Source organism: Trinickia sp. Z7 (genome assembly GCF_056498045.1).
Window position 1 is genome coordinate 315,110 of record NZ_JAUEQW010000002.1, and the last position, 12,632, is coordinate 327,741.

General features: G+C 60.8%; 12 protein-coding genes and 2 pseudogenes. 2 read left to right on the top strand and 12 right to left on the bottom strand.

Features of this window, described 5'->3' with window-relative positions; translation table 11 throughout:
* Nucleotides 1-242: 242 nt before the first annotated feature.
* Both QQS38_RS05480 and prs read right to left on the bottom strand, forming a co-directional pair.
* Nucleotides 243-1,859 (bottom strand): nicotinate phosphoribosyltransferase, encoded by a 1,617-nt coding sequence (locus QQS38_RS05480; RefSeq protein WP_479644357.1) that lies wholly within the window; start codon nucleotides 1,857-1,859, stop codon nucleotides 243-245.
* 86 nt (nucleotides 1,860-1,945) lie between these two features.
* Nucleotides 1,946-2,794, bottom strand: a complete 849-nt coding sequence (gene prs, locus QQS38_RS05485; protein ID WP_479644358.1) for a ribose-phosphate diphosphokinase — start codon at nucleotides 2,792-2,794, stop codon at nucleotides 1,946-1,948.
* Nucleotides 2,795-2,916: 122 nt separating this feature from the next.
* Here prs and QQS38_RS05490 point away from each other — a divergent pair, with 122 nt between their 5' ends.
* Nucleotides 2,917-3,615: an NUDIX hydrolase gene (locus QQS38_RS05490; protein WP_479644359.1), complete on the top strand. Its 699-nt coding sequence runs from the start codon at nucleotides 2,917-2,919 to the stop codon at nucleotides 3,613-3,615.
* 18 nt (nucleotides 3,616-3,633) lie between these two features.
* Here the strand turns inward: QQS38_RS05490 and QQS38_RS05495 are convergent, their stop codons facing one another.
* From QQS38_RS05495 to QQS38_RS05510, 4 genes and pseudogenes are all read right to left on the bottom strand, one after another.
* The gene (locus tag QQS38_RS05495; protein WP_479644360.1) at nucleotides 3,634-5,397 is read right to left on the bottom strand and encodes a sensor histidine kinase; all 1,764 of its coding nucleotides are present in this window, start codon (nucleotides 5,395-5,397) and stop codon (nucleotides 3,634-3,636) included.
* Between the two features lie 181 nt (nucleotides 5,398-5,578).
* On the bottom strand, nucleotides 5,579-5,740 hold the full coding sequence (locus QQS38_RS05500; RefSeq protein ID WP_479644361.1) for a hypothetical protein: 162 nt from the start codon (nucleotides 5,738-5,740) through the stop codon (nucleotides 5,579-5,581).
* 54 nt (nucleotides 5,741-5,794) lie between these two features.
* A pseudogene (locus QQS38_RS05505) lies at nucleotides 5,795-7,090 on the bottom strand (DEAD/DEAH box helicase); the annotation flags it as partial.
* A gap of 93 nt (nucleotides 7,091-7,183) precedes the next feature.
* Entirely contained in the window at nucleotides 7,184-7,489 is a 306-nt protein-coding gene (locus QQS38_RS05510; RefSeq protein WP_479644362.1) for a panthothenate synthetase, read from the bottom strand.
* Nucleotides 7,490-7,735: 246 nt separating this feature from the next.
* Here QQS38_RS05510 and QQS38_RS05515 point away from each other — a divergent pair, with 246 nt between their 5' ends.
* Nucleotides 7,736-8,053 (top strand): hypothetical protein, encoded by a 318-nt coding sequence (locus QQS38_RS05515; RefSeq protein WP_479644363.1) that lies wholly within the window; start codon nucleotides 7,736-7,738, stop codon nucleotides 8,051-8,053.
* 96 nt (nucleotides 8,054-8,149) lie between these two features.
* Here QQS38_RS05515 and QQS38_RS05520 read toward each other — a convergent pair whose 3' ends face one another.
* The 6 genes and pseudogenes from QQS38_RS05520 to QQS38_RS05545 form a co-directional block, all read right to left on the bottom strand.
* Nucleotides 8,150-8,623 (bottom strand): nuclear transport factor 2 family protein, encoded by a 474-nt coding sequence (locus tag QQS38_RS05520; RefSeq protein ID WP_479644364.1) that lies wholly within the window; start codon nucleotides 8,621-8,623, stop codon nucleotides 8,150-8,152.
* Between the two features lie 232 nt (nucleotides 8,624-8,855).
* A pseudogene (locus tag QQS38_RS05525) lies at nucleotides 8,856-9,296 on the bottom strand (transposase); the annotation flags it as partial.
* 89 nt (nucleotides 9,297-9,385) lie between these two features.
* On the bottom strand, nucleotides 9,386-10,558 hold the full coding sequence (locus tag QQS38_RS05530; RefSeq protein WP_479644365.1) for a porin: 1,173 nt from the start codon (nucleotides 10,556-10,558) through the stop codon (nucleotides 9,386-9,388).
* Between the two features lie 336 nt (nucleotides 10,559-10,894).
* Nucleotides 10,895-11,839 carry a LysR substrate-binding domain-containing protein gene (locus tag QQS38_RS05535; RefSeq protein WP_479644366.1) on the bottom strand — a complete coding sequence of 315 codons (945 nt, stop codon included), beginning with the start codon at nucleotides 11,837-11,839 and terminating at the stop codon, nucleotides 10,895-10,897.
* A 98-nt stretch (nucleotides 11,840-11,937) separates the two neighbouring features.
* Complete coding sequence (locus QQS38_RS05540; RefSeq protein WP_479644367.1) at nucleotides 11,938-12,237, bottom strand: hypothetical protein; 300 nt, start codon at nucleotides 12,235-12,237, stop codon at nucleotides 11,938-11,940.
* A gap of 17 nt (nucleotides 12,238-12,254) precedes the next feature.
* Nucleotides 12,255-12,545 carry a hypothetical protein gene (locus QQS38_RS05545; RefSeq protein ID WP_479644368.1) on the bottom strand — a complete coding sequence of 97 codons (291 nt, stop codon included), beginning with the start codon at nucleotides 12,543-12,545 and terminating at the stop codon, nucleotides 12,255-12,257.
* Between the last annotated feature and the right edge of the window lie 87 nt (nucleotides 12,546-12,632).

Genomic DNA, 12,632 nt, shown 5'->3' on the forward strand with positions numbered 1-12,632 from the left:
GACGTTGAGCTTGGAAGGCGGCTCACGAGTTCGCCCGTGGCAAATAAAGATGGCGCCCCCTATATCGTCTCACTGTGCCGGTAGAGGGCGCCCACAGTTGCCGTCCGCCTTGATTTCCTGAACGCGGATCGCGGCCGCTGCATTGGCCGCGTTCAAATACGCCCCTGAGAAAAAATCCAAGCTGCCGCCCGGACTGTGCGGCTAGGCGCGCGCCCGTCTTCGAGCTCGCGCCGGTTGCCCGGTTAGACAGCGACGGGCGCAGACTGCAGACAGGACCATGAGGACTGGAGCCGTTCGCGGATCTCCGCGAGTGTCGTAGTCACCAGCAGCTCGCCGTTGCGGAACACCGGTCTCAATTCCCCGCGCTCGAATTCCTCGGGTGACTGCTGTTCGTACAGCACGTAGTCGTTGCCTTCCTTCTCCACCCGGAGCAAGCCCTTCGCAGACTTCTTCGTGCCGTCGTCAGTCGCTGGGTCTTTGTAGATATCGACCTTTTCATTGCCGACTTCGGCATAAATGGCTTTCATGGCCCAGCCAAAGGTGTCGCGCGAAAGCATGTTGTACGTGTACGATCCGATGCCGAACACCACATTGCACGATGCAAAACCTTTCTCGGCTAGGCGCGTCAGAATCTCGAAGGCGCGGGCGAGGCTGATGCTGTCTCCGTAGATCAAGCCCACTTTGTCGTTGAGGACCTTGTAGCCTTTCGTCGTTGCGGTGCCGCCGTAGATATCCCACAGACATTGGATCGACCCCTTGCGTTCAGCCTCCGTGATCGACGATCCGTTCGACTCCACGATGTATCCGCCGTCCTGCATGCGCAGAGAACCATCGGCCTCACGAACAAGTTCGCTATCGCGGTAGCCCGCCACGATACGCACCGGATCTCCACTGTCCGGACGAAACACGACACGGCTTTGGCCCAGTGCGTTCGGCATGCGCGCCAAGATATCGTTTTTCAGCTCCTTGGCGATGACCGTGATCACGTTCCAATAGTCGAAGCTGTCCGACACCAGCGACACCATTCCGGCCGGATAATCCTCGGTCACGAACTCACGAATGACTTCACGCTCCGCCTGGCGGCGCAGTTCCTTCTCATCGAGCCATTCGTTGCCCGGGGCACGCTTCAAGCGATCGAGCGTTGCCAGAATGCGCAGGGTCATGACGCTATGCTCGGAGGCTGGAATCGAGCCACCGACCAGTTCCAGATCGGCGTTGGCGCCGTAGTAGTCCTCGACGTAGTCAATCGCCGGGATCGTGTCGGTTCCCGCGAACGATAGGAGGTGGCCTGCGCCGCAGCGCATCGCGTCATGCACGCCGCTCATCCCGCGCATCGAGAAGTCGTGTCCTTGCCAGTTCACGAAATCGAGCGGTGCAGCGGTGATGTCGGCGAAGTAAGTCAGCACCTTGCGGAATTCGAATGCAATGGTGGCCACGGTCGTAGGCTTCCAAATTTCCGTGCTGAACAGCGTCTCGAAGTAGGTCGAGACCCATGGGAAATCCGGGTGCGTATTGATGAACACGATCGGCGGCACCTTGATGTTCACACGCACGCCTTCCGGAAGTGCACGAAGTTCGAGCGGCAGATAGCCGAGGTCGTGCAGCGCCTCGAGACGATCGACCGGAACAGCGCCCGGGCCTAGCGCGGTGTCCATGCGGCGCTTGTACTTGCGGATGGCTTCGGCCTTCGGCGCGCGGAAGAACTCGCGCTGGAACACGTCGACCAGCCATTCCTTGATGAAACCCTGCAGGCCGAACCAGACGATCTTGTTGTCGAAGAATTGCGGCAGCACCGGGGCGTACTTCGCCGAGCGCGGCGTGAAGTTGGCGACGAGTTTGGTCGTTGCCGCCGGGTACATGGACGGGTGGCCCGTCTTGTAGAAGTCGGCGATATTGAAAGGGATCAGTCCGTTCATTGTTGTTCTCCCGAGGCTGTGAGGATGAGTCAGACTTGGATGGCGCGCGAATCGCTCGTCCAGTTGTTGCGAGTGAATACGCCACGATAGATGTCCAGCAACGGGTCGAGGCCTTTGCTGAAAATGCCGTGCGTGACGTACAGGTACAGGAGATGGCTTGCTCCGCACGCGGCCTGCCGCGCGTAAAGGGCACGACCGAGTTCGGTAAAGGTGCGCCCCCCGTCGCAGATATCGTCCACCACCAGCAGCGCGCCGTCCGGGACGTCGTCCTGCACCTGGGTGCCCCTGATCGCGCCGGTCTTCGTGTCGCGAGTCTTGTCGGCGAAGACCACTGACGCCTCGAGCGCGTCGGCGAGCTTCTGCACGCGCTTGCGCGCACCGGCATCGGGCGCAACCAGCGTGACCTTCGTGCAGGTTTGCTTGATGTGATCGACGACGCGGCGCAGCGCCGGCACGGGATCCTCGATTTCAACGCGATCGAGCAGTGCGGTAACAACATCGCTGTGCGGGTCTTGCACGACGACTCGGCGGTAGCCCTGTGCGTTGATCAGATTGCAGAAGACCTTGGCGCTGAGCGCCTCGCCGGGATTGGCCACGCGGTCCTGGCGCGCATACGGCACGTACGGCAAATGCAGGTCGATCGGCAATTGCGGATAGGCTCGGCGCAGCGCATCCGTCGCCATAAGCAGGGTCATCAGCGCATCAGCGTGCGGCAGATGCGCCTTCACTTCAAGTTCGCTTCCGGGCACACCGGTCTGGACCGTAACGTGCATTTCCCCGCCCGGAAACTTCATAGCCGTCATTTCCACTGGCTTACGCCCTTTCCCAGGGGACTCGAACTCGTGCCTCGTGACGCTCAACGCGCTGATATTCAGCATCGCCCTCTCCACTTAGTTATAAATTACGACTAACATGGCGCGAAGCATAGCTCTGCTTAGTCGATAATGTCAACTATGTTGTGCTAGAATTTTTCAATCGCTAGTCAGGCAGGGGATCACACATGGGCAAAGGCTATGCAAAACCGGACGTGAGCGTGGACGCGGTGCTGCTCACCCTGTCGAAAGAAGGTCTGATGGTTGCCCTGCACGAGCGCAATAGGGAACCGTTTCGTGGAGCGCTGGCGCTGCCTGGCGGGTACATCCATACGAACGAGGACGCCTCGCTCGAGGACGCAGTGCGTCGCATGATGCGTGAGAAGACCGGGCTGGAACCGCGCTATATCGAGCAGCTCCAGACTTTCGCCGGACCCGCTCGAGATCCTCGCGGGTGGTCGGTCGCGATCAGTTATGTTGCGCTCGTACCGATGGAAGATCTGATTGCGAGGCAACCAGGCGTGTTCCGGTTCTATGCGGTGGACGAGCTTCCATCTCTGGCCTTCGATCATGCGGATCAGATCCGCGCCGCGGTGCAGCGGGTGCGAAACAAATCGAGCTACTCAACTCTGCCTTGCTGGTTGCTCCCCGGGAAGTTCACATTGACCCAACTGCAACATACCTACGAGGGGGTGTTCGGTGAAACGGTGACGAGAGCGACCTTTCGTTCGCGACTAGGGATCAAGGTTGGTGATGTACAGTCGGGCGAAGCGGTTGATGAAGCCGGCGTGATCATTGCCACGGAGGACTATCAACTCGGTAATCAGCGGCCCGCGCGCCTGTTCCGCGTGGACCAGCTCGGGTTGTACAAGCGTGCAAGCTGGTAGCCAACCGTCCTCGTGCGATCACTGCCCCCGGGCAGCGCTCGGTTCTGGACGAAGCAATTCTGCGTCGCGCGTCGGCGTTGCCTGCGCAACAGGCAGCGGAATGCGCACTTCGATCGACGTGCCGCCACCGGGCGACGACTCGATACTAACGTCGCCCCCGACAAGATAGGCCCGCTCGCGAAGGCCCGATAGCCCAAACGAATTTAGCTTGCGCGGCATTGAAAGATCAAACCCGACGCCGTTGTCTTTCACGATCAACAAGACGTGATCGTCCTTGCGCGTCAAGCTCAGTGTTGCTCGCGAGGCGTGCGCATGTCGTCCGATGTTGGTCAGCGACTCCTGCATGATGCGAAACACTGCAGTCGCTTGCGGCTCGTCGAGATCGAGGCTGGGTGGCTCGACGGTTAGCTCGCATTCGATGCCGTGGCGCTGTCGGAAGTTCTGCGCGAGCCAATCCGCCGCGGCGACGAGGCCGAGGTCGTCGAGCACCAAGGGTCTAAGATCCGCCGCGATGCGGCGGGTGGCGACGATCGCGTCGTCGAGCAGCGTATGCACGGGCGCGAGTTCCGCACTCAACGCCTTGCGTTCAGAGACCAATTCAAGCTCGAGGCGCGATGCTGCCAGCGTCTGGCAAAGTTCATCATGCAATTCCCGCGCGATACGTCGATTTTCTTGCTCGCGCGCGGAGGTCCCAATCGACGCCAGTTCGCGCAACTCCTCGCGTGAGTGCCCGAGCGCCGCTTCGGCGCGCTTGCGCTCGAGCACTTCATTGACCAAGTCGCGGTTCGCCGCCGTCAGCGCAGCCGTGCGTGAAGCCACGCGCTGCTCCAGCAGCGCATTCGCTTCGTTCAATTGCACGGTCTGCAACTGCACGCGTTGCCGCTCGATACGTTCGCTCTCGAGTGCCTGTACGACGCGCGCGTAGAGGCCGATGTTTTCGAGCGTCAATATGACGAGCACGAAGCTGGCAGCGCATAGGCTGTAAATGCGGCCGACGTAGAAACCAAGATCGAAGCGGCTATGATTGAGCACGCCCGCGAACGTGATATCGAAAAGCCACGCGCACATGACGACCATGAGCCATAGGTCCAGCACGGAGTGCGGCCGCCGCAAGAGGAGCGTCGCGAGCGCAAGCAGGCTGAGCAACCAGATGAGCGTCAGTACGACGCCGTGCGCCACTGTGTAGCGCGGTGCCAGCGGCGGCCCGGACAACTGCGGCGGCAGCAAATCGTAGCCGCGGGTGGCCAGTATCGCGAACGCGACAGCGAGGAGCGCGGCAAAAGCAATGCCGGCCAAAATCGCCGGCGCGCAAGCGCCCTCCCGCTGCCTTCGCGTTGCTGCGCCGTCACGCTTTAGCCACGCATAGGCAATGACGACGAGTGGAAAACTGCCATGCCAGAAAACGTAGAGCCAGGCCGTGCTTTGACTGCGCGCCCCTAACCAGCCGGTATCGGAGAAAACGCCGGGAAACGTTAGTAAGTGCGCCGTCGCCGTGAAGGAGGTCAGCAAATATCCCGTAGCCAAGACCAGCAATGCGCGCGACCGCAAAATGCGGTACTGGCCAAGCAAGAGCGCTGCCGTAAGCAAATCGCATACGACGACCGCGGATTCGTAGACCGGAATGAAGGCCCAAACCCTCGGTAACTGAAGTTTCGCGAATGGCACAGCTGCAAGGAAGGCGACCGCTGTAATCAGGACGACAGCAATCGCGAGTCGCCGCTCGCGGCGACCGGGCGGCAAGGTCGAGAGGAATACCCGTGAATCGGTCGTCACCTCGGTCACGCTCGCCCCTGTGCTCGTTCATGCGTTGGTTTTGGATCGATGCCGGGTATCTTACTACCAGAAAATGCAACGCTGCACGTCGTCACCAACCCTGCTCATCACGGCGGCCGGTGATTGCACGCGCTCCTACGTATTGCAGGGCCCCGCTGGAATGCGGGGCCCTGCGCCTTGCGATGCCGCATCAATGTTTGTGGCGATGCAGCCAACTCATGTGGTGCGAGTCGAGCCACTGATCCATCGTCCCCTCGTCGGGGTGCTCGCGCCTGTAACGTTGTGCCACCATGAACCCGGCGATCAACAAGACCGCCAAGCCGACGACGAGGTAGATCATAGACTGAGTCATGGCAGCCTCCTTATAAGGTCGCGACCATGGTTACATTGTAGGTCAGCGGTTTGGGCGCTGCGCCCCAGGCTTGCGTTTGTTTTCGCCGCTTTGTCGGCGCGGCTTCTTGCCGATCACCTGCGCGGCGCTCGACGCAGCCCGCAGTGCTTTGGGCTTCTTGGGCTTTTTAGGTTTCTTGATGATCTGGCCCGTCGTGCTGGTTTGCGGCACGCGGTGTTCGGCTTCGAACCCCGGCTCCTCTTCGCGGGGCAGCATTTGCCCGATCAGCGCTTCGATCGCGGCCAGTTGCGGCGCTTCGTCGGCGCATACGAGGGACACCGCCACGCCACTGGCGCCCGCGCGTCCGGTACGGCCAATACGGTGCACGTAATCTTGCGCCACGATCGGCAGATCGACGTTGATCACCAGCGGCAGGTCGTCGATATCCAGCCCGCGCGCAGCCACATCGGTGGCTACCAACATATTTACTTCGCCCGTTTTGAAGCGCTCCAGCGCACGCAGGCGCGCGGGTTGCGGCTTGTCGCCGTGGATGGTGTCGACCGCGTAGCCCGCTTCGTCCAGCACGGCCGCCAGGTAATCCACGCCTTTGCGGGTCTTGACGAACACTAGCGCGTGCTCCCAGCCGTTCTGGGCCACCAGGTGCATGAAGAGGTCGGGCTTGTTCCTTTTATCCACCGGAACCACCCACTGCTTGATCTTGCTGGCCGTGGCATTGGGCGGGCTGACGCTGATATGGACCGGGCCGCGCAGAATGCCCGCCGCCATGGCGCGAATATCATCGGTAAACGTGGCAGAGAACAGCAGTGTCTGGCGCCGAGCGGGCAACGCAGCAAAGACCGCGTTGAGTTCGCGCGCAAAGCCCAAATCCAGCATGCGGTCGGCTTCATCCAGCACCAGCGTTTCCACCTGATCGAACTGCACCGCGTTCTGCCGATTGAGATCCAACAAACGACCGGGCGTGGCAACGAGCACATCCACGCCTTTGCGCAGCTTCATCATCTGCGGGTTGATACTGACACCGCCATAAGCGGCCAGAAATCGTAGATCGAGGCCTTTACCGTAATCGACAAAGCTTTGCAGCACTTGCTCAGCCAGTTCACGCGTGGGCACCAGCACCAGAACACGCACGCGGTTGCTGGAAACCGCCGGGCCCTGTTGCACCAGCCGTTGCAGCAGCGGCAGCGCAAAGCCCGCGGTTTTGCCAGTGCCGGTTTGCGCGGCAGCCATGACGTCCTTGCCACTGAGCACAGCTGGAATCGCCTTGGCCTGCACCGGCGTAGGCGTCTGGTAATTGGCGTCCTGCACATTGCGCAGCAAGGGATCAATCAGGCCAAGCGAGGCAAAAGACATTGGCGTATTCCGGGCTAAAACCGCGAATTGTAGCGGTTACCGGCGCAGAGCGGCAGCTCTCCGAGGTCGCGCTGTCATACGCCGTGCCGCGCACTACTTCCACTTCGAGCCAAGCATTTCGAGTCCGGCCTTCTTGAGGTCCTCCGCCACCATCACGACGCGAAACTCGCAGTCGGCATTGAACGTCAGAAACCATGGCTCGGCGAATTTTGGAATCTGCGACGGCTCCTCGAGGTCAACGACGAGGATTGCTCCCCGTGTTCCGTTCTGCTCCGTAAAGTAGGCGGCCTCCGGCTTCATTTCTGCGAGTATCTTCTCTATCAACACGCCGATGGATCCATCGCGCACAAACGCGTTGAATGGCTCATGAGGTATTCGTATGTTTAGAAGCATGCGCATGGTCTGTCTCCTCGATAGGGTCCAAATGGACTCTTCAAGCATAGGAGTTAGTCGGGAGTTTCGAGTTCTATAATCAAAAAAGTGCCGGCTTCGATCGCATTCGGAACGATGGCGCAACCCATGCCAACTGGCTCAGGCGCATCGGCGTGGCCAGGTGGCGCTAGGGCACGCCGCCGCACAACCGCACGAAGCAATACGCGCGACGGCACATCCACCGACAGGCAGCGATAGCTCAGTGAGGAACGTATGGAAATTGAACCGACGGGCTGGTTTCCGCTCGACGACTTCGCCCCGGTCCGCGATGGATGGTACGAGGTTCAACTCGTCAGTGGGGACACGACCTTCGCGAAGTTCGGCGCGGGCGAGTGGACCGAAAAGCCCTTGCTCGTCTTTACTCATTGGCGCGGCTTGAGCGCCGATCCGGCCAGATCCGGCGAAACGGAAACGATCGGCGCGGAGGCAACTCTGGCAGAAGGCGTCCGCGACGTCTTGAACGTTTTTTTCCCCGGCCGGGGCAATGAGGCGCATCAGCCGTCCGAAGATTCCGAGCACGGCAAGGGGTAGTTGCGCGCCGCGCGCGGCGGTCAAGGTATCGCTGGGCGCAATATCGCAGGACGCCGTCACGCCGGCGGTCACGGCGAAACGCATGCCCCGGCAGGCTCACTTCGGAGCGGCGCGATACGCATCGAGACTTCTGCGCGCTCGCGCTCGAATTGCCCGCTGCACGAAAGGCGTCCAGCCGAGCAAGGCCCCCTTCGTGCCCAGCGCTTGGCGCGCCCACCGCCACACATCGAAGCTGTCGCGATGCTCGACAATGCGCCCGTCGCGAAACACAAAGCGCGCCTCGATCCGGTTCGTCACCGCGCGTCCGGTCGGACTGAACAAATAGCGCGCTACCCACCGCGCCCGCCCGGTCTGATCGTTCGCGTCGACATCGGCAAACGTCAACGAAAACGCTTGTGCGCGCTGCACGAGCATGCGCCACATGTCGCGTGCGGCCTCGCCGCGCAGTTCACCGAACACGGGATCGCTGAAGACCACGTCGTCGGCATAGCAAGCAGCCATCGCGGTCGCATCGCGCCGCTGAAAAGCCTCGTAAAAGCGTTGAATCAACGCGGTGTTGGGATGAATCATCTTGAGTGTCGTCGTCGTCGTCGTCGTCGTCGTTGTCGTTGTCGTTGTCGTTGTCGTTGCGAACGAGCCCCTGGCTCGACGCGGTGGCGAGATACCGAGCAGGAGCAACGATATCGCAAATCGGCCAAGCCGTCGCATACGCGGGCCGCCGAATCAGGGCTTGCCAACGAAAACCGTGCGGAATGATCAATCCCGCCCTCGCGTATTAGCAGGCTGTTGAAGTATCCCGCTCGCTGAAGTGCTCGCCGGAGAGATGACCGCGTGCATGCGCCGTCTCCACCATCTCGTTGAACAAACCCACGATGACATCGTGCGCCATCAGTCGATCTCGGTTCTTGCTGAACGTCGAGTGGTCCCACACCGCATCGTCGATCGCCAGGCCGACCAACCAACGAAACAGCATGTCGTAGGAGATTTGCTCCATTAGGATGCGCCCGCTGCGAATCGTGTACAGCACCTGCAGCAACAGCGCGCGAATTAGCTTCTCGGGCGCAATGCTCGGCCTGCTGCCTTTCGCATCGCTCTCGTACATGCACGCAAACACCCCGTCCATGCGCTTGAGAGCGTCGTTCAGCCGGAGGCGAATCGGTCGCAGCGGAAGATTGACCGGCACGAAGTCATCAAGCTTCGCAATCGTGAACATGGTCTCGGTGTATCCGTCCGCTCCGCGCATCCCTTCGCTCTCAGTGTTGGTCGATTCCTTGTTTCAACGTTTACCCCTCCCGCTCGGATGACGTCTGCGGGAGGTATTTCAACAGCCTCTTAAAACTTCGAACGAATGCCGACTCGAACGGCCAGTTGATTTTGATTGTTCGACGCGCTCAGCGCACTGATCGATGCGACAGCGGGCACGATTGCCGTCCCGGCGGTCGACAACGTATCCCCCAGCGCGTGCTGATACACCCCGATCGCGTAGAGGTCGGTGCGTTTGGAAAGGAAGTAATCGATTCCCAACGACAACTGGTGAAATTGCGCGGCCGAATGGCCGTTGACCTGACTGCCGCGCGTAAAGTCGTATGCCGTTCCGAGTAGCAAGGCCGGCGTAGCCCGATAGAGCAAGCTCAATTCGCCGTTGTTGAAGCTCGCCGATTGCCCGGCGAACGGCGACGCGTAGGACGAGCCGAGAGACGTGAACTTGATGTTCGAATAAGTCGCCCCGAGCGTTCCCGCGCCCAGTTTATAGGTGCCGCCCGCACCGATGACCTGGTATGTGTTCGCGGAACCGAAGCCGGAATAGACCGGCGAACTCACATTCGATGCCGTCGACGAAACGGTGCCGGAAGTACTGTTCCCGAAAAAGCTCACGTTCGGATTGCGCACGTTCAAATAGCCGATGCCGAGCGTGAGCGGCCCGCTCGCATATCCTGCGCCGAGCGAATAGATCTGGTTCCGGCCCGGCTGACCGGCGATGCCTCCAAGGCTGTACAGGCCTCCAAACGTGAAGCCGCGATAGTCTGCGCTGCGAAATTTAATGGCGTTGTTGACGCGATAACTGTTGTTGAAGTTGTCGATATCGCCCGTGTGGGCGGTGATGCTCCCGCCGAACTGGTCGCCAAACTCCAAGCGGCCGACGTAGTCGACCACGGAATCGTATTGGCGGCCCACCGTGACGGAACCGTAGTCATTCGCAAGCCCAACGTAGGCTTGCCGCCCGAACTCCAGGCCGCCCTGAGCGAGCTTGCCGTTGCTGATATCGAAGCCGTTCTCGATCACGAAGATCGCCCTCAGGTTCCCGCCGAGGTCCTCCGTTCCGCGCAGCCCCCAACGATTGCCCTGCATGTTCCCGCTCGCCATGCTGTACAAATGCTTGCCGCCCGAGTTCGAGACGAAGCTGAGTCCTTCGTCCAAGATGCCGTAGAGCGTCACATTGCTCTGGGCAAACGCCGCGGAAGAGACGACGCTCATCGCCGCAAAAACAACCAATCTACTTTTCATCGAGATATCCCCTAGATCAACGGGCTTGTATTAATAGGAACTACGGAAGAACGGGCTCCAAACAACGCGTGGTTTATTTAGTTATCCTAATTAATCATTGCGCTCGCCCGCGTACAGCGAGCGGCCCAAGATAGGCCCGGCAAATTTCGCTGTCAAAGGCCGTTATTCGCGTGGGTTATTCCGAGGGGTTATATACGGATGCGCGTGTGAATGTGCGGTCGACCAGCTCGCCAGGGGGCGCCAGGTCTGCGCGGCGAGCGCAGGAAAGCACCCCGCACATGCTCGACCGGGAAGCGTGAACGGGGCCGGTATCGATGCAAGACTAGATGAGTCGACCTACGACCGATCCGACATCTCCCGCACGACCTCCCCCGCCACATTACGCACCTCTTCGAAGAACGCTTCGACCAGATTCGAGTTCTGCGAGGCAGGCATTCGGCAAAGCTGAAAGCGAAAGTTCACTTCCGGCTCGAAACGGCGCAGCACGATACGGTCCTGCATCCCGCCGCCGAACAGCGGGTGAATCAACGAGACACCCAAGCCCTGCGCGACGAATTCGCATACGCTAGGCGCGTTATCGGTCTCGAGCACGACGTTCAAACGCACGTTGTGATTTTCGAAAACCGTCTCCACCAATTGCCGCGTTTGGCTCATGAAAAAGAACGTGACGAACGGCAGGTTGTCCAGATCACGCGGGCGAATCACCTTCTTCTTGCAGAGCGGATGCGAGGGTGGCAAAGCGCAGACGAGCGCATGCTCCATCAAAGGTTCTCGTTCGATGTAACTGTTGTCCACCAAGCCGTTGACGAGCCCCAGATCCAGTTGGCGCGTAACGAGCCACTCGGTCACGATCTGCGAACTGCGAGAGTGAATCGCCAGTGTCACGTCCGGATGCGTTTTCAGAAAATTGAGCGTCACACGCCGGATGAACGAGCCGCCCAATGCGGGCAACGTGCCGACCGTCAAGTGACTCTGCTCGTCGCGACGGATCGAGTCGATGGCCTGCTCGAGTTGACGCAACCCCGCGAAGATCCGATCGATTTCACCGTATAGCCGCATCCCCTGACGCGTGGGCGCGAGCTTGCCTCGCACACGGTCGAACAACGTCAAGCCGGAGTCGTCCTCGAGATGGCTCAGCATCTTGCTGACCGCAGGCTGCGAAATATAGAGGATCTCGGCGGCGCGGCTCACCGTGCCCTGTTCGATGACGGCCTTGAACGCCTCGATTTGCCGCAGATTTACCTGACGCTTCATATCGTCACCCGGTAGGAGCAATTTCATGGGGCAGTGCTTCGAAGCTACGATCATGCATCGGAGGCGACGATATCCGCAATGCGCTCCTGCACGCGGACGTCTCGATCCCGCCACCGCCCTCGGCATCAACGTGCCCTGCGCTCCAGCGTCGGCGTACCGAGGCACGCCATCAGGCTCGCCCCATCGCCGCAAGCCAATGCGTCGACAGCGTCGAGCACTTCGCCGCGCTGCGCCTCCGATGCCACCCACTTCGTGGCCGAGTGAAACTTTGCCTCGAGTTCTGCCCAGGTCAGCGCATTGGTTGCGTCGCCGCTCGGCGAAGTGACGTCGGATGTGAACGACCGGCCAGCGCAGGTCACCTTGACGCGGGCCAACGTCCGTGCGGGGAAGCACGCATCGAGCTCGGGGTCCAATCGCAGCGTCACTCTTTCCGCCAACGCGCTCACATCGCTCCGAAACAATTGCAAATCGCTGCCCGCCCGGAGCCGAACGTCTCGAGCGCCATCCCGCGCACGGCGACCACGCCCGGCTCGTGCAACCCCGCCGCCGCCGCGCTCAGTAAGTCGAGGATGCATCGAAATGCCGCTTGTGTGTCCGCTTCGCTCGCGCGGTCGCCACGTGCCGTCACCACGAATTCGGCAATGCGCCGCACTATGCCGCGGGCACGCGCCGAGCCGCTCACGCTCGCCCCCTTTGGACTCGCCGCCTGCAACCGCTTGTTCGAAGCAACCATGATGGGCTCTGACGATTCGTCGGGTTGGGTTGAGTTGAGTCGAGTTCGGTTGTGAGGCGGCGCGCGGCCCGCTGGTTTCGGTGAAAG